At 53.3% G+C, this 17,623-nt stretch carries 13 protein-coding genes; all 13 read left to right on the top strand.

What is annotated here, in order from left to right:
• Window positions 1-17: 17 nt before the first annotated feature.
• Window positions 18-1,055 carry a GDP-mannose 4,6-dehydratase gene (gmd, locus tag AC3RCP_RS23070; RefSeq protein WP_101338734.1) on the top strand — a complete coding sequence of 346 codons (1,038 nt, stop codon included), beginning with the start codon at window positions 18-20 and terminating at the stop codon, window positions 1,053-1,055.
• Window positions 1,056-1,068: 13 nt separating this feature from the next.
• The gene (locus AC3RCP_RS23065) at window positions 1,069-1,959 is read left to right on the top strand and encodes a GDP-mannose 4,6-dehydratase (RefSeq protein WP_256593416.1); all 891 of its coding nucleotides are present in this window, start codon (window positions 1,069-1,071) and stop codon (window positions 1,957-1,959) included.
• 47 nt (window positions 1,960-2,006) lie between these two features.
• The gene (locus tag AC3RCP_RS23060; RefSeq protein WP_492571818.1) at window positions 2,007-3,020 is read left to right on the top strand and encodes a glycosyltransferase family 4 protein; all 1,014 of its coding nucleotides are present in this window, start codon (window positions 2,007-2,009) and stop codon (window positions 3,018-3,020) included.
• 40 nt (window positions 3,021-3,060) lie between these two features.
• Window positions 3,061-4,308, top strand: a complete 1,248-nt coding sequence (locus tag AC3RCP_RS23055; RefSeq protein WP_101338732.1) for a lipopolysaccharide biosynthesis protein — start codon at window positions 3,061-3,063, stop codon at window positions 4,306-4,308.
• 20 nt (window positions 4,309-4,328) lie between these two features.
• Window positions 4,329-5,627, top strand: a complete 1,299-nt coding sequence (locus AC3RCP_RS23050; protein WP_492571817.1) for an oligosaccharide repeat unit polymerase — start codon at window positions 4,329-4,331, stop codon at window positions 5,625-5,627.
• An 8-nt stretch (window positions 5,628-5,635) separates the two neighbouring features.
• Window positions 5,636-7,564, top strand: a complete 1,929-nt coding sequence (gene asnB / locus AC3RCP_RS23045; RefSeq protein WP_101338730.1) for an asparagine synthase (glutamine-hydrolyzing) — start codon at window positions 5,636-5,638, stop codon at window positions 7,562-7,564.
• Between the two features lie 146 nt (window positions 7,565-7,710).
• Window positions 7,711-9,855 carry a bi-domain-containing oxidoreductase gene (locus tag AC3RCP_RS23040; protein WP_101338729.1) on the top strand — a complete coding sequence of 715 codons (2,145 nt, stop codon included), beginning with the start codon at window positions 7,711-7,713 and terminating at the stop codon, window positions 9,853-9,855.
• A complete protein-coding gene (locus tag AC3RCP_RS23035; protein WP_101338728.1) occupies window positions 9,852-11,681 on the top strand; it encodes a heparinase II/III family protein in 1,830 nt (609 codons plus the stop codon). Before AC3RCP_RS23040 ends, AC3RCP_RS23035 begins: the two co-directional genes overlap by 4 nt.
• Window positions 11,682-11,683: 2 nt before the next feature.
• Window positions 11,684-12,898 carry a glycosyltransferase family 4 protein gene (locus AC3RCP_RS23030; RefSeq protein WP_101338727.1) on the top strand — a complete coding sequence of 405 codons (1,215 nt, stop codon included), beginning with the start codon at window positions 11,684-11,686 and terminating at the stop codon, window positions 12,896-12,898.
• Complete coding sequence (locus AC3RCP_RS23025; protein WP_101338726.1) at window positions 12,898-13,494, top strand: sugar transferase; 597 nt, start codon at window positions 12,898-12,900, stop codon at window positions 13,492-13,494. The genes AC3RCP_RS23030 and AC3RCP_RS23025 overlap by 1 nt, the downstream gene beginning before the upstream one ends.
• Window positions 13,491-14,120 (top strand): acetyltransferase, encoded by a 630-nt coding sequence (locus AC3RCP_RS23020; protein WP_101338725.1) that lies wholly within the window; start codon window positions 13,491-13,493, stop codon window positions 14,118-14,120. The genes AC3RCP_RS23025 and AC3RCP_RS23020 overlap by 4 nt, the downstream gene beginning before the upstream one ends.
• An 82-nt stretch (window positions 14,121-14,202) precedes the next feature.
• On the top strand, window positions 14,203-15,378 hold the full coding sequence (locus AC3RCP_RS23015) for a DegT/DnrJ/EryC1/StrS family aminotransferase (RefSeq protein ID WP_101339474.1): 1,176 nt from the start codon (window positions 14,203-14,205) through the stop codon (window positions 15,376-15,378).
• Between the two features lie 167 nt (window positions 15,379-15,545).
• Window positions 15,546-17,540 carry a polysaccharide biosynthesis protein gene (locus tag AC3RCP_RS23010; RefSeq protein ID WP_009044988.1) on the top strand — a complete coding sequence of 665 codons (1,995 nt, stop codon included), beginning with the start codon at window positions 15,546-15,548 and terminating at the stop codon, window positions 17,538-17,540.
• Window positions 17,541-17,623: the final 83 nt, after the last annotated feature.

Below are 17,623 nucleotides of genomic sequence, written 5' to 3'. Positions count from 1 at the left end.
AAATAGGGGCTGTACAAATGCGGAAGAATGCGCTGGTCACCGGGGTTACTGGTCAGGATGGGGCTTACCTTGTTGAGTTGTTATTGTCAAAAGGTTATGAGGTATACGGAGCATATCGGCGTACAAGTTCTGTAAACTTCTGGCGGATGGAAGAGTTAGGTGTCCTGAATCATGATCGGCTGCATCTTGTCGAGTTTGACTTGACCGATCTGGCTGGGACTATTCGCTTGATTGAAAACTGCAAGCCAGATGAGGTGTATAACCTCGCAGCCCAAAGTTTTGTTGGTGTTTCTTTTGATCAGCCTATCACTACGGCTCAGATTACGGGTGTTGGTGCGCTTAATCTGCTTGAAGCAATTCGGATCGTGAACCCCAAGATACGTTATTATCAGGCATCGACTTCTGAGATGTTTGGATTGGTTCAAGCTGTTCCCCAATCCGAAAGTACCCCGTTTTATCCTCGGAGCCCTTATGGGGTGGCGAAGTTGTTCGCTCATTGGACCACGATAAACTATCGTGAGTCTTATGGTATCTTCGCTACCAGCGGTATTTTGTTTAATCATGAATCCCCGCTGAGAGGTAAAGAGTTCGTTACTCGAAAAATTACCGACGCGGTAGCTAATATTGAAATAGGTACTCAGCAAGTTCTGGAACTCGGCAATATGGATGCCAAGCGTGATTGGGGTTTTGCCAAAGAGTACGTAGATGGCATGCACCGCATGTTGCAGATCGATACTCCGGAAACTTTTGTACTGGCTACAAATCGCACTGAAACCGTTCGTGACTTTGTCTCCATGAGTTTCAAGGCTGTCGGTGTTGATATCGACTGGCGTGAAAGTGGGGAGAACGAGTTTGGTGTCGACCGTAGGACAGGTGTGACTCGAGTCAAAGTTAACCCGCGTTTCTACCGACCTGCAGAAGTGGAATTGTTGATCGGTGATCCCTCCTTCGCCAAGGAGCGCCTGGGCTGGAAGCCTGAAACGACGCTGGAGCAACTTTGCCAATTGATGGTAGAGGCGGACTTGAGAAGGGCTCGTAATGGCGTCTCACACTAATGACCGCAGGGTCTTGATCACGGGCCTCTCCGGTTTTACCGGGAGGCACCTGGCCGAGACTTTGACCCAGGCTGGCTGGCAGGTTGCCGGCCTGGGAGGGCAGCGACTACCTTGTGAGTTTGATCACTTGGAAGCTGACCTTAATGAGACTGATCGGTTGTGCGATTGGATCAAGCAGGTTCAACCGACTCATGTCATCCACTTGGCTGCCTTGGCACATGTGACGGGCAGTGATGCGCTGTCCTACTACCGAGTCAATGTACTGGGTACGGAAAGTCTGCTTACCGCTATCATCGAGTCGAAAATAGACATCGAAAAGGTGGTAATTGCCAGTAGCGCCAATATTTACGGCAACGCGCTTTCGTCACCTATCGTGGAGTCTGCCCAGCCACAGCCGATGAACCATTATGCTCTGAGCAAGTTCGCCATGGAGGCGTTGCTCCGTAAGTGGTTTGTTCGCTTGCCTATATTGGTGACGCGGCCTTTTAACTACACGGGGCCAGGCCAATCGGAGTCCTTTGTGTTTTCCAAGATCGTCGGTGCTTTTGCCAGAGGTGAAAAGGAAATCAGGTTGGGGAATCTGGACGTTTCTCGCGATCTTTCCGATGTGAGATACGTGGTTGAGGCCTATGCGCGCCTTTTGACATGCGAAAAGCATAGTGAGTTTGTCAATATCTGTTCGGGGCGGAGTATTTCCTTGCTCAGCGTGATTGACGAAATGGTACAGATTGCTGGGTATCGGCCTAATATAGTAGTGGACCCGGCTTTCGTCCGGAGCGATGAAGTAAAAGAACTTTATGGAAGTTCAGCCAAACTTTTCGATACTGTGGGAGTGTTAGAGGTGCCTGGTTTGCATGAGACACTTCTCTCCATGTATCAGCAAAAGATAAGCGTCCAAGGTTAATGGCTATAGCGGGTTGGTGAACTGTGCGTATATGTTTTTTTGCGAATATGTCAGCTCACGCCAATTGGCGTGAGTTGTTTGATAAAGTTGAGTTTTATAGGGTCGATATTCGGATTCTTAAAGAGCTCGGGCATGAGGTTGTGCTATCCGGGACGCCAGGGACTCTGGATTGGAAGGCTGATCTTTATTTTTGCTGGTGGTGGGGGCACTCACCTTTTCCTTTGCTCGCGGGAAAACTTCGCCGCCGACCGGTTGTGGTAACTGGAGCTTTTGACTACTCCACCTGCCGAAAAGAAATTCCAGGTCTCTGTTATCTGGATCGGCCATGGTGGCAGAAGCTTGTGCTACGTAGCTCTTTGTTATTGGCCGATAGAAACCTGTTTATCTCGAAGTCCGAGTGTGAAGAGGTTACTTCCAACCTTTCAGTAAAAAATCCTGTCTATGCCACATTGGCAATTGATACAGAGTTCTATTCACCGGGCGAATCTCCGTCTGCTGAGTCAGATTACTTTTTTACCGTTACTTGGACAAGCCGGACTAATGCTATTCGTAAAGGTCTCATTCCGACTATTGAGGCATTTGCAGAAGTTGCGAAAAAAGCGAGCAAGCTTCGGTTGGTAGTAGCTGGTAAGCATGGTGACTATCTGGATGAGCTGAAAAGCCTTGCGCATAGATTGGGTGTTGCAGACAAGGTCGAGTTTGTTGGGATGATTTCCGACGAAGAGAAGCTTGAACATTACCGTAAATGTCTTGCTTATGTTCAGCCTACCCTTTACGAGGGGTTTGGCCATGCAATAGGCGAGGCTTTGGCCTGTGGGGCGCGAGTAATCACCTCGCCAAGAGGTGCGGTACCTGAGGTCGCTGGGGAGTTTGCTTACTGGGTCCAGCCGGACAGCCAGAAAGAGATTACCGCAGCCATGGAAATGGTAGTGGCTACACCTATTGCGGAGGGAGAAGCGCAGGCTAGGCATCAATGGATTTCCTCTAACTATTCGATCGCATCTCGCCGGGCTGCATTGAAAAGTGTTCTGGATTCACTATCGCCAGAAAAGAAAGGGTAACTTCATTGATAATAATTAATAATACTAATGGTGGTACTGCGTGCTAGCCCGTCTGATCAGTATTTTCGAGAGTTCGAGGCTATTACAGCTATTTGTTATCACCGCTTGTATTCAAGGTGGCGTTATCATCAGCCAGTTTTTGATTACGCCTTGGGTCGACCCTTCAGTTGTAGGGGTTGTCCGTTCTCTGGAGACAGTCATAGCGCTCGTTGTATTGGCTGGTAGTTTGGGGATGCAAAGTATCGCTATCCGCGATACAGCGGCCTATAGCGATGCATCCTGTCAAAGCGCGGTGCTTCGGCAGGTTTTTTTACTTGTCTCGTTAGCGTCTGGCGTCGTTATTTTTGGCATATATATCGTTCATGAATTTGTGCTGACTTCTGCAATAAGCTCCTATGTCTTTACAACTTGTGGTTTAGTCGTGTTGACTAATTTTCTTCGTGTCAGTACAGGTTTTGCCCAGGGCGCGAAGGCGATAAGGGAGATTTATCTTGTACTAATGCTAGTCACCGCCGCGGGCGTTGTGCTGCACGTCATACTCACCAAACTTTACGGGGTGCGGGGATGGATGGCGGCTCGTTATCTGGGGGAGCTTTTCTGTCTGATAGCTGTGTGGTGGAGGCTCAGAGCTTATATTCTACCGGCCCTGAATTTTGCCGCAGTAGATAAGAAGCAATTGATGATTACTGCCAAGTCCGGTGTAACTATTAATGCCAGTTTGTTTGTTCGTCTATTGGTTGATAGCTTGCCGGTTCTGATGCTGACTGCCCTTCATGTCAGAACCGAAGAGATTGGTTTTTTTGGAATCGCGATACTAAGCTTAGTTCTCGGATTGTTACCTTTGGCTATCATTGCCCAGCGAGCGTTACCCGATCTGGTCGAGGCGCTCGGCCATCCTGATGAGCTCCGCAAAAAGTACTCTTCTGCTTTGAAAAGCATGTTGAAAGTATCTTCTGCTGTGGCGTTGCTGCTGATTCTCATATCATCAGCCTGGTGGCTTTTTATCGGTGGAGCCTATAAAACCACTGCTCTCTATGTGATGGTCTTGGCGTTAACGTTGCCGTTGAAAGCAATTGCTCTCGCGTGCGGCACAATGTTGGTGGCGCTTCGTGTATTTGGATTGAGCCTCAAGGTCAATATCTTGGAAGGTTTACTTGTACTGATTCTTCTCTATGTGGGAATTCCGATTCTGGAAGGATGGGCTGGGGTTATGGCTTATTCGGCTGGCGCAGTGCTATCAGCAGTGCTCCTACTCTCTGCGGTAAAAATCCGCTTAGCTGTTTTATAATTATCAGAGAGAGGCTGGTCATGTCGAGGAAAAGCTGGTTTATGCCTTCAGCAAGAAAGGAAAGTTTTGATTGTTTTAGCGTGGGTTTTTTCTTTTTTGTGATTTGGTTTGCAGGGGTTATCGTTCCGCTGTATCCGTTTATTATGAGTTTTGACGGTTTCAGTCAGATTTGGAATTTTAACTTTTCTAATAAAAGTTTAGCTATCCGGAGCGCTCTGATTTTATATACAGCGGCGCTCTTTTTTGTGCTTCTCGGCTGTTATTTGGGGCGTAGGCTTCAGCTGAATATGCCTGCGGCGGTTCGTTGTATTGTGAGTACGAAAATATTCTTTTTTCGGTCTTTTGTATTTACGGCAGTTGCTCTGTTGGCGCTTGTCATAATTCTGATTGCGCTAGGTGGGCTGTCAGGGCTGATTCAAGGTGCTAGTGATCGAATCAGGGCGTTTGCTGGTTTGAATGGTTTCTTTCTTTTGCAGAACTTGCTTCTTTCTGTTTCGTTGGCGTGGTTTATTCGCTTAACACGCGGGGAAAAGAAGGGGCTCTCCGAACGGGTTCTCTTTTGGTTGTATTTTTTGGTTGGGATTTTTGTTTGCGGGTTGCAGGGGCAGAAATCGACTATTTTTATTATCGTGCTTTCATTGATTATCGTCAGGCATTACCGGGTTCAGCGCGTTAGTCTGATAAAAGGGGCTGTGCTTGGTTTTGTGATGTTTGTTTCCTTGATGGCTTACCACCTATTCAAACAAGAGTTTTTGGTGTCGGGGAAGTTTTCGTTTATCAATGATGAGCAAGGTGTATTTTTATCCTTTGTTAACTTCTTGGCCATACAGTTTACAGGGAATCTCATGCAGTTGCAGACCATGAGTGTACTGGTTGATGCCATGCCGCGGCTTCTTGACTGGCAAAACGGTACGACACTGTTAATGATCGTTTTGATTTTAATTCCATCCGGAATCTTTCCTAACAAGCCTATGACTGCTGCTGGAGTGTTTACAGGCGCTTTCTGGCCGAACATGTGGTTGAGGGAAGGTACGACATTGCCACCTGGAATATTTGGTGAGCTTTACATGAACTTTGGAACTCTTGGTGTTCTACTAGGAGGCTTGCTGCTTGGGGTCCTATGGGGATGGCTCTACGGTGCTACCATCAACAACCCTAAAAGCGACCGGGCATTGGGTGTATATGCGCTGACCGTTGCTTCCATGCTTCATTTGTTCAGAGGGGAATTGGCTTCGGTGGCTCTTCTCGTTGCCTCTATTCTGATCCCCTTTTTATTATTAAGCTCAAAGCGCCAAGAACCTGTTAATAATTCGATCTAGAGACTCTTATGTGCGGAATTCTGGGCTACATACATAACGGGACGCGAGAGTCCATTGATTTCTCTTCGGCACTTTCTTTCATTCGACGTCGTGGTCCGGATGACAAGGGGATCTGGGCTGACACTGATGTGGGCGTATGGTTGGGACAGGTCCGCCTGTCTATCCTCGATACCACGTCTGCCGGACACCAACCCATGGTTTCGGCAGACGGCCGTGTGGTCATGGTCTTCAACGGTGAAATCTATAACTTCCGCGAGCTGAGAGCCCATCTGGAGGCGGCGGGAGATGTTTTCTCCAGCCAGTCCGACTCCGAGGTGTTGCTTGCATTGTTTTGTCGTTATGGCATTGAGTGCTTGAATCGGCTGAACGGTATTTTTGCCGTTGTGTTCTGGGAACGGGACACGAATACGCTCTGGGTGGCGCGCGATCAACTTGGTGTAAAACCTCTTTATATCCATTCCGGTGATGGCTGCTTTGCTTTTTCTAGTGAAATGAAAGGGCTCATTCGCAGTGGTTTTGGTACCACCGAAATCGATCCGCGGGCTGTGCTGGCTCATCTCGGCTTCTTATGGTCGCCGGGAGAGAAAACAATCGTCCGGGATATCAAGAAGGTTCTTCCAGGGCAGGCACTGTGCGTTCGTAATGGACGTATTGAAAAGAGCTGGTTTTACTACGAGTTGCCTATTGCGGAAAAGAAACTGGCGAAGAAAGTCGATGATGTTGCTATCGAGGTGGCTGACGCGGTTAGAACCGCAGTCAAGCGACAGCTGGTTTCGGACGTCCCGCTGGGTTCTTTTCTGTCCGGAGGGTTGGACTCCAGTGCGATAGTCGCCTTTGCTGCACAGGAGATGCAGAACAAGGGACGACTGCAGTGTTTCAGTATCCGTATCGATAATGGCGCCACGTCAAATGAAGGGTTTGCTGACGATCTTCCTTATGCGCAGAAAGTTGCCAAGCACCTGGATGTGGATCTGCATGTGGTCGGCGTTGGCGATGAAATGATGGACCGACTGCCTGAGATGGTTTATCTGCTGGATGAACCAACTCCGGACCCGGCTGCCCTGAATGCCTTGTTTATCTCTGAATTGGCGAGCCAGAACGGTATCAAGGTGCTGCTGTCCGGTGCGGGCGGAGACGATATCTTCACCGGTTATCGTCGGCATTTCGCCTTGGCCCAGGAGCGGTGGTGGGGCGGCTTGCCTAAACCGCTTCGGTCGGTGCTTGCCAATGCCTCCAATTTGCTCCCTGCGTCGTCGCCACTGTCCCGGCGTCTCGGGAAGGCTTTTCGTTATGCGGATCTTCCAACCGACGATCGCCTGATCAGTTATTTCCTTTGGTTGGAGCCCGAGCAGGCTTACGGCCTGTTGGCACCGGATCTGCGTCGCCAGTTGGCGGCGGACGATCTGTTTGCGCCGATGCGTGAGACACTTTCGCGTTTGCCTTCCGACGTGACTCCGCTGGACAAGATGCTCACCCTGGAATGCAAGCACTTCCTCACGGATCACAACCTCAATTACACCGACAAGATGGGGATGGCCGCGGGCGTTGAAGTGCGTGTGCCATTGCTCGACCTGGATCTGGTGCGCTTGGCGGGTTCGTTGCCTTCCGACATCAAGCAGAAAGGCCGTGAAGGAAAATGGATCTTCAAAAAAGCGATGGAACCTTATCTGCCGCACGACATCATTTACCGGCCTAAAACCGGCTTCGGTGTGCCGTTGCGCAACTGGTTGCAGGGGCGATTGAAGCCGCTGGTCGATGAAGTGCTGTCTCCAGCCTCGTTGCTTCAGCGAGGAATTTTTGATCCGCAAGCGGTGGCGCGCCTGATCGAGGCTGATCGTTCAGGGCGCATTGATGCGGCCTACACCTTGTTTGGCATCGTTTGTATGGAGTTGTGGTGCAAACAGTACCTTGATGGCAACTTCGCCCTTGATCGCTGAGAGCAGCGAGGCCCCGCGCAACCAAGGTTGCGCGGGAATCAGGGGTTCTGTGTAAATACGGATTGTATGAACCGATGTTAATCTAGGCGGCTAGACACAAGATTCTCAGTGATGAGTGAAATTTTTAACTTTATTGGTACGAATGCATGAAGCAGGTTGTTCAGAATATGGCTAGCGGTGAGACGTCATTGGTTAATGCGCCTGCCCCGACTGTTCGTAGTGGCGCTTTACAGATCAACACGACCAATACGCTGATTTCTGCTGGCACGGAGCGCATGCTTGTGGGCTTTGGCCGGGCTAACTGGCTGGAAAAGGCCCGTCAGCAACCCGATAAGGTCCGTATGGTTCTGCAGAAGGTCCAGACCGACGGTTTGGCAACCACTGTAGAAGCCGTTCGCTCGAAGCTGGCGCAACCTTTGCCGCTGGGATATTGCAACGTCGGTGTTGTCGCGGCAGTAGGCAATCATGTTTCCGGTTTCAAACAAGGTGACAGAGTCGTTTCCAATGGTCCTCATGCCGATGTGGTGATCGTTCCGAAAAACCTCTGTGCCGTCATTCCGGATTCGGTCAGTGACGAAGCAGCGTCGTTTACCGTCCTGGCCAGCATCGGCCTGCAAGGTATCCGGCTGGCTCAGCCGACGCTGGGAGAGGCCTTTGTCGTCACCGGCGTTGGTCTGATCGGTCTGATGACTGTCCAGCTTTTGCGTGCCCAGGGCTGCCGTGTGCTTGCCATAGATTTTGATGACCAGAAACTGGCCCTGGCGCGTAGCTACGGTGCCGAAACCTGCAATCCGGGCAAGGGCGAGGATGCTGTTGCCGCCGGTATGATGTTCAGCCGTTCCAGAGGTGTTGACGGCGTTATCATTACCGCCTCCACCAAGTCGACTGATCCGGTCACCCAAGCCGCGCATATGTGTCGCAAGCGCGGGCGCATTGTGCTTGTAGGTGTCACCGGCCTGGAGCTGAATCGGGCCGATTTCTATGAAAAAGAACTGACATTCCAGGTTTCATGCTCCTACGGCCCAGGGCGCTATGACCCTACATATGAAGATCAGGGCAATGACTTCCCGATCGGTTTCGTTCGCTGGACTGAGCAACGTAACTTCGAGGCTGTGCTGGACATGCTTGCCAGTGGCCAACTGGAAGTCGATTCGCTGATTTCCCATCGTTTTGCCTTTGAAGACGCGGCAGATGCTTATCAGACGCTCACGGCGGATAATTCCGCGCTGGGCATCATCCTGCAATATTCTTCAAGTGCGGCTGAGCGCAACATCAAGAAAGTGGTGTTGGCACCGGAAGCGGTCGCGAGCTTCAACCCGGTCAAACCCGTGGTGGGTTTCATCGGTGCTGGAAACTACGCCTCAAGAATGCTGATTCCTGCTTTCAAGGCGGCAGGCGCGCAATTCCATACGATCGTGACCGCAGGTGGGATCAACGGAGTCATCCACGGCAGCAAGGCCGGATTTGCGGAAGCATCGACAGATATTGGGGCGATGCTGGGCAACGACCTGATCAATACCGTGGCGATTGTCACCCGTCACGATAGCCATGCTCGTTTTGTCGCTCAGGCGCTCGAGGCCGGCAAACACGTATTTGTCGAAAAACCATTGGCCATAGAAACCCAAGAGTTGGCGATGGTTGAGCAGGCCTATCAGAGTGCTGTCGAGAAGGGCCTCAAACCTCATCTGATGGTGGGCTTCAATCGACGTTTTTCGCCGCAAGTGCAGAAGATGAAAGCTTTGCTTGCAGCGGTAAAAGAGCCGAAATCCTTTGTCATGACGATGAATGCCGGCGCTATTCCCGCGAATCACTGGACACAGGACCCTGCGGTTGGCGGCGGACGTATTATCGGCGAGGCCTGCCACTTCATCGATCTGATGCGTTTCCTGGCCGGTAGCAAAATCGTTTCGATCCAGGCCCGTAGAATGGGCGATACGGACGCCTTGGAAATCACCGAAGATAAAGCTGCGATCATTCTGGGTTTTGAAGATGGTTCTTTCGGTACCATTCATTACCTGGCCAATGGCGCATCGAGCTTTCCAAAAGAGCGCGTGGAAGTCTTTGCCGCGGGCCGTGTCCTGCAACTGGATAACTTCCGTAAATTGAAAGGTTTCGGCTGGCCGGGCTTTAACAAGCTCAACCTGTGGAAACAGAACAAGGGGCAAAGCGAGTGTGCGGCTGCATTCCTTGCTGCCGTGGGGTCTGGCAAGGCGACGCCGATCTCCTCCGATGAAATCTTCGAAGTGGCGCGAGTGAGTATCGAGATTTCGCGGATCCTGCGTGAGCAATGAGCCTTTTTATTACTAAAGCCAGAACTGCCGCCGCGCTAGGGGGCGGCAATCTGGTTCGCGCATTGACGTATCGGCTTGGGGTCAAGACCGGGTTGAACCCTGTCAGACGTCTTTGCGCTGATATGCCTCAGGGGCCTTTTTTTGTGCCCAGTGCCAGACGCGCCAACTCATTGCCCGTCAATACCCAATGGGATACCCAGGCCCGCTATTACGGGTGTTGGGCCATTCCTGTTTCAGACAATGCGCCTGACTGGCACCTGAACCCGCTCAGTGGGATTCGGGTTCCGGATCCCGAAAGGGAGTGGTGGCGCATCCCTGACTTTGATGCAGCTGTTGGCGACATCAAGAATATCTGGGAAGCGTCGCGTCTAGACTGGACGCTGGCATTCGCTCAGCGAGCCTGCTCAGACGATGCCTCGCAGATGGAGCGGCTGAACCAGTGGTTGACGCACTGGTGCAAGAATAACCCTCCTTATTGCGGTCCGAACTGGAAGTGCGGTCAGGAGGCTTCCATTCGTGTTTTGCACCTGGCGATGACGGCGATCATTCTCGAGCAGTCGTCGACGCCGTTGCCTGGGTTGATGGAGCTTGTTCGACTGCATCTCAAGCGTATCGAGCCAACGCTGAGTTATGCGATGGCCCAGGACAACAATCACGGCACCTCTGAAGCTGCGGCCTTGTTTGTCGGTGGTAGCTGGCTGGCACTGTGCGATCATCCCGAAGGGCTGCGTTGGCAGCGATTGGGGCGTAGGTGGCTGGAGAACCGTGCTGCTCGATTGATTGAGCTGGACGGTAGTTTCAGCCAGTACTCGGTCAATTATCACCGGGTCATGCTCGATACCTTTTCCATGGTCGAGGTCTGGCGAGTCAAGGCCGGACTCGAGGCCTTCTCCGCAACCTTTCAATCCAGGATGCGGGCCGCTACGAATTGGCTATTTTCGCTGGTTGACGAGAGTTCCGGGGATGCGCCGAACATAGGGGCCAATGATGGCGCGCGGCTGTTGCCGCTGACGGACACTGACTACCGCGATTTCAGGCCGGCGGTTCAGTTGGCCATGGCGCTGTTCTGCGGAAAAAGAGCCTATGCGGCTCCAGGGGCGTGGGATTTGCCTTTGCAGTGGCTGCAACTGTCCGCGCCGTCGGCTGTTGTCGAGCGCCCGGCTAGCCAGCTGTTCGACCAGGGTGGATATGCACTGTTGCGACGCGTAGACACCCTTGCCGTGCTGCGTTATCCGCGCTTTCGTTTTCGACCCAGCCAGGCCGATGCCTTGCACGTGGATCTCTGGCGCTCGGGCCTCAATCTGCTGCGCGACGCAGGAACCTATAGCTATAACACCTCGGCTCAATGGCTGAGCTATTTCCCAGGTACCGTCAGCCATAACACCGTGCAATTCGACGGGCGTGACCAGATGCCAAGACTCAGTCGTTTCCTGTTTGGCGACTGGTTGCGTACGCGCAAGGTCGATGGTCTGGGCGATACACCGGAGGCCACTACCTGCGGTGCCAGCTATAGCGACAACGCTGGTGCCTCTCACACACGGCAGGTGCGTCTGAGCGATACCGGGTTACAGGTTCGGGATGAGATCAAAGGGTTCAAAGCCGGCGCGGTTCTGCGCTGGCGTTTGCAGCCTGGCGATTGGCAGATGTCGGATGGCGTATTGAGCAACGGTTCGCACCGGATATCGGTAACGGGCAGCATGTCGATTGTCCGGCAGGAGCTGGTTCAGGGCTGGGAGTCTCGTTACTACTTGCAGAAGACTGAAGTGCCGGTGCTTGAAATAGAAGTGGATTCGGCGGGTGTTTTGATTACGGAGTATCACTGGTAAACATGAAAATTCTTTATTTTCATCAGCATTTTTCCACTCCGAAAGGAGCGACTGGTATTCGTTCCTACGAAATGGCCCGTCGTCTGATTGCTCGAGGGCATCAGGTTTCCATGGTATGCGGTAGCTACGGCGGTGGGCAGACAGGGTTGGAAGGGCCTTTTGTCGGAGGGAAACGCAAGGGCACCGTCGACGGAATCGAAATCATCGAGTTCGATCTGGCGTACTCCAACAGTGATGGTCTGTTCACCCGTACACTCAGTTTCCTGAAATTTGCATTTCGCAGTATCGGCTTGGCGCTGACCGAGCGTTACGATCTGGTTTTTGCCACGACAACACCATTGACGGCAGGGATCCCCGGTATCTTTGCCCGCTGGTTGCGCAACAAGCCGTTTGTATTCGAAGTCCGCGATCTCTGGCCCGAACTCCCCAAGGCAATGGGCGTCATTCGCAACCCTCTGATTCTGTCTGCCATGTCGCTGCTTGAATGGGCAAGCTATCGTTCCGCTCACCGAGTCATCGGGCTTTCCCCGGGTATTGTCGACGGTATCGCCCATCGCGGTGTTGCACGCGATCGGATCACCATGATCCCCAATGGCTGTGACCTTGACATTTTTAATGCGCCCGCCGAGCCATGGCGGCCTGCCGGTGTGGAAAAAGATCAACTGATGGCGGTCTTTGCCGGTACCCACGGCGTTGCCAACAAACTGGATTCGGTACTGGATGCGGCGAAGGAACTGAAACTTCGCCAGCGTGACGATATCCGCCTGGTGCTGATCGGGCAGGGCAAGCTGAAGCCGGCGCTGCAGCAGCGAGCGGCCAGGGAAGGGCTGGATAATGTGATCTTTCACGATCCGGTGAACAAAGCGAAGTTGTCCGGTCTGATGGCCAGCGCAGATCTTGGCTTGCAGTTGCTCGCCAATGTTCCTGCTTTCTATTACGGCACCTCACCCAACAAGTTTTTCGACTACATTGCTTCGGCATTGCCTGTTCTGAATAACTATCCAGGCTGGCTGGCCGAAATGATCAGCAAGGAAGATTGCGGTTTTGTCGTGCCGCCGGAAAACCCATCGCTGTTCGCCGATGCCCTGATACAGGCCGCCGATGTCCGTGAAGAACTCAAGGCCAAAGGCCTGAGAGGTCGTGAGCTGGCGGTCAGAGAGTTCGATCGTCGTAAGCTGGCGGATCGATTTGTCGATTGGCTGGAGGGTGTGGCCTGATGATCAAGCGTGGGTTCGATCTGCTTGCTTCGATACTGGGCCTGTTGCTGCTGGCACCGGTCATGGCGATAGTCGCCTGGCAGATCCGCAAGAAACTTGGTTCGCCCGTGTTGTTCCGCCAGGTCCGGCCGGGCAAGGAGGGCAAGCCCTTCGAGATGGTCAAGTTCCGTACGATGCGCGATGCTCATGACGCGAAGGGCAATCCACTGCCGGATTCGGAGCGCATGACGCCGTTCGGCAGCTTCCTGCGTTCGAGCAGCCTGGATGAGCTGCCTGAACTGTGGAATGTGTTGAAGGGCGATATGAGCCTGGTAGGGCCTCGACCTCTGCTGATGGAGTATCTGCCGCTCTATAATAGCGAACAGTATCGTCGCCATGAGGTGCGTCCGGGTGTGACCGGCTGGGCCCAGATCAATGGACGGAACGCCTTGGAGTGGGAAGAAAAATTCAATCTGGATGTCTGGTATGTGGATAACCAGTCGTTATGGCTGGATCTGAAGGTCATCTTCCTGACGATCAAGAAGGTCGTTATCCGTGATGGTATTAGCGCGGAAGGCGAAGTCACCGCCGCCAAGTTTACCGGGACCAAGCGATGAACCGGCTGGCAGTGCTGGGAGCCAGCGGGCATGGCAAGGTCGTTGCTGATACGGCTGAGTGCTGTGGCTGGAAAATTGTCGAGTTTTTTGACGATGCCTGGCCCGAGCGGCGACGCAATGGTGCCTGGGATGTCGTGGGTGATACCGCGGCGCTTCTGGCCAATCTGGATCACTATGACGGTGTGATTGTCGCGATCGGCAATAATCGTATTCGTCAGGCCAAGCTTGCTCAGCTCAAGGCGGTGGGTGCCAGGCTGATAAGCCTGTTGCATCCTGGCTGTACGTTCAGCCGGTATGCCAGCCTCGGTGAAGGGTCGGTTGTGTTTGCCGCGGCTGTGGTGAATGCTGATGCGATCGTTGGCGCGGGGGCCATTCTAAATACAGGTTGTAGCGTCGATCATGATTGCCGCCTGGGCGACTGTGTACATATCAGCCCTGGTGCCCGGCTTGCCGGTGGCGTATCGGTGCAGGATCTGAGCTGGGTAGGTATTGGTGCCAGTGTGCGGCAGCTTGTGAACATTGGGGCGCAAGTCATGATTGGTGCCGGCGCGGCAGTGATCAAAGACGTGCCGGACAACGTTATCGTCGCAGGCGTGCCTGCCCGGATAATGGGGCCCGGTGTTTAAAGCACCCCCCCGCTTTTTGTAGACAGCAGGAGCTCATGAAGAGCTCTCCATATTTTCGAATGAAAACTGACGGGTATTGGTTGTGTTGAATACACCTTTTTCTCCCTGGCCTTCCTTTTCCGACGAAGAGGCCAATGCTGTACGTGATGTGATCCTGTCCAACAAAGTCAATTACTGGACCGGCACGCAAGGACGTGAGTTCGAAAAGGAATTCGCGGCATGGACGGATACTCAATACGCCATTGCGCTCGCTAACGGCACGGTTGCCCTGGACCTGGCCCTTAAGGCTCTGGGGATTGGCGCCGGTGACGAAGTGATCGTTACCTCGCGTACGTTCCTGGCATCGGTGTCCAGCATCGTCAATGCCGGAGCGACTCCAGTTTTCGCCGATGTGGATCGCGATTCGCAAAACTTCACCGCGCAGAGTATTCGTGCCGTAATGACTCCTCGTACCTGCGCGGTCATCTGTGTGCACCTGGCTGGCTGGCCTTGTGACATGGACCCGATCATGGCCCTGGCGCAGGAGTTCGATCTCAAGGTGATCGAGGACTGCGCGCAGGCCCATGGGGCCCTGTACAAAGGGCGTCCCGTCGGTTCGATCGGTCATGTCGGTGCCTGGTCTTTCTGTCAGGACAAGATCATGACCACGGGTGGCGAGGGCGGCATGGTCACCACCAACGATCGCCAGTTGTGGGCAGACATGTGGGCCTTCAAGGACCATGGCAAGAGCTGGGAGGCTGTCTATGAGCGCGAGCATCCACCAGGTTTCCGCTGGGTGCACGAAAGCTTTGGCACTAACTGGAGGATGCTGGAAGTCCAGGCCGTGATTGGCCGGATTCAACTCAAGCGCATGACCGATTGGCAGGCAAGCCGTCTGCAGAATGCACAGCAGATTTGGGATTGTGCTCGCCAATTGAATGGTCTGCGTACTCCAGCCATACCCGAAGGCAGCGTTCATGCGGCCTACAAGTGCTATGTGTTCGTGGAACCGCAACAGCTCAAGGACGGGTGGGACAGGGACCGTATTCTCGCGGAGATTACAGCGCGGGAGGTCCCGGTATTCTCCGGCTCCTGCTCCGAGGTCTATCTGGAAAAAGCCTTCGACAATACTGACTGGCGCCCCACGACTCGTTTGCCGATTGCTCGAGAGCTGGGTGAAACCAGCCTCATGTTCCTGGTACACCCTACGCTGAAGGCATCTGAAATCGAGAAAACGTGCTCGGTGCTCAAAGAGGTCATGCAACTGGCCGCGCGGTAACTATCAGCCAACGGTGTGCGGTGGGGCGGTTTCTGCTCCCTGCACAAAAAGAATTCGGCTGCTGGGCTGTAAAGCGGGTTTGCCTGTTGTCATAAAATGGAACTTCTTGGGATCACCCAGTGTGGCACCAGATATATTTCAGGAGTAATAGAGGTGTTCAAGGTGTTATGGATAAGTTGAGAGCCTTTTTACTGGGATTAACGCGCCGGCAAAAGCGTGCCTTTCAGGTGGTGACTGACGTTGTCCTCGTCTGGTTCGCCCTCTGGATGGCTTTTGTCGTTCGTTTAGGCGTCGATGAGCTGGTCAATCCCTTTGCTGATTACCTCTGGTTATTTTTGAGTGCCACTGTTGTCGCCATCCCATTGTTCATACGCTTCGGCATGTACCGCGCCGTCATGCGTTATTTCGGCAACGATGCGCTGATTACCATTATCAAGGCTGTCAGCCTGTCGGCGCTCATTCTCGCCCTGATCGTGTATTGGAGCAGCAGCCGTCAACCGCTGGTACCCAGATCGATAATCTTCAACTATTGGTGGCTAAGCCTAGTGATGATCGGCGGGTTGCGTCTCGCGATGCGCCAGTACTTCCTGGGCGACTGGTTCACGGCCGCGCAGCATGTTCCCTTTACTAGCCGGGATGACGGTTTGCCGAAGGTGGCCATTTACGGCGCCGGTGCAGCGGGTAACCAGTTGGTCGCCGCTTTGCGGATGGGCCGCCTGATGCGCCCGGTGGCATTCATCGACGATGACAGCAATATTGCCGAGCGAGTGATTTCCGGGCTGCACGTCTATAAGCCCAAACATATTCAGCAAATGATCGATGTGACCGGTGCTCAGCAGATCCTGTTGGCGATCCCTTCTGCAAATCGTACGCGCCGCCGAGAGATCCTGAGTTTTCTAGAGGGGTTCGGCCTGCACGTGCAGAGTGTGCCGGGCTTTATGGATCTGGCGAGCGGACGGGTCAAGGTCGATGATATTCAAGAAGTCGATATTGCCGACCTGTTGGGGCGCGACTCGGTCCCCCCCCAGGAAGAGTTGCTCGAGCATTGCATCAAGGAGCAGTCGGTACTGATCACGGGGGCCGGTGGCTCGATCGGTTCGGAACTGTGCCGTCAGATTCTTGCGTTGCGCCCGACCACGATGCTGCTCTACGAGCACAGTGAGTTCAATCTTTATAGCATCTTGCAAGAGCTCGAACAGCGTATCGTGCGCGAGTCGCTGTCCGTGAAGTTGCTGCCCATCCTGGGGTCTGTGCGTAATCAGGAAAAGTTGCTCGACATCATGCAAACCTGGCATGTGGATACGGTGTATCACGCCGCAGCCTACAAGCATGTCCCCATGGTCGAGCACAATATTGCTGAAGGCCTGTTGAATAATGTGATGGGCACATTGAGCACGGCGCAGGCCGCTCTTCGTGCGAATGTCGCGAACTTCGTGCTGATTTCTACGGATAAAGCGGTACGCCCGACGAATGTCATGGGCAGTACCAAACGTCTGGCCGAAATGACGCTGCAGGCTCTGAGTCGTGAGGTAGCTCCAGTATTGTTCGGAGAGCACGCCAATGTTTCCCGGGTGAATAAAACCCGCTTTACCATGGTGCGTTTTGGCAATGTGCTGGGTTCTTCCGGCTCGGTCATTCCGTTGTTTCACAAGCAGATCAAGTCCGGTGGACCGCTGACCGTCACGCATCCCCGTATCACGCGTTATTTCATGACTATCCCGGAAGCTGCCCAGTTGGTGATCCAGGCGGGCTCCATGGGGCAGGGGGGGGATGTGTTTGTGCTGGATATGGGCGAGCCGGTCAGGATTGTCGAACTGGCCGAGAAGATGGTTCATCTGTCCGGGTTGAGTCTGCGTTCCGAAAAGAATCCCCACGGCGACATAGCCGTCGAGTTCACTGGACTGCGGCCGGGCGAAAAGCTTTACGAAGAACTGTTGATCGGCGACAACGTCGTGGCGACACAGCATCCAATGATCATGAGCGCCAACGAAGACTATCTGCCTTGGGATGTATTGAAGGCCAGGCTGGGTGAATTGCTGTTGGCAGTCGACCAGGATGATTACTCAAGAGTCCGGCAACTGTTGCGTGACACGGTCAGTGGCTACACTCCGGATAGCGAGATTGTCGACTGGATTTATCAACAGCGTCGTCTCGAGCCTTAGTTGCACCGATAAAGCCCCTCGCCCGCCAGAAAGCTTTCTGTCTGGCGCTGAGGGGCAGTTACACCAACCGGCATTACCCGTAT

The sequence above is a fragment of the Pseudomonas sp. GW822-FHT05A08 genome, assembly GCF_058800485.1.
The sequence above is the reverse complement of the archived record's forward strand: the minus strand, read 5'-3'. Positions and strand labels throughout refer to the sequence as shown.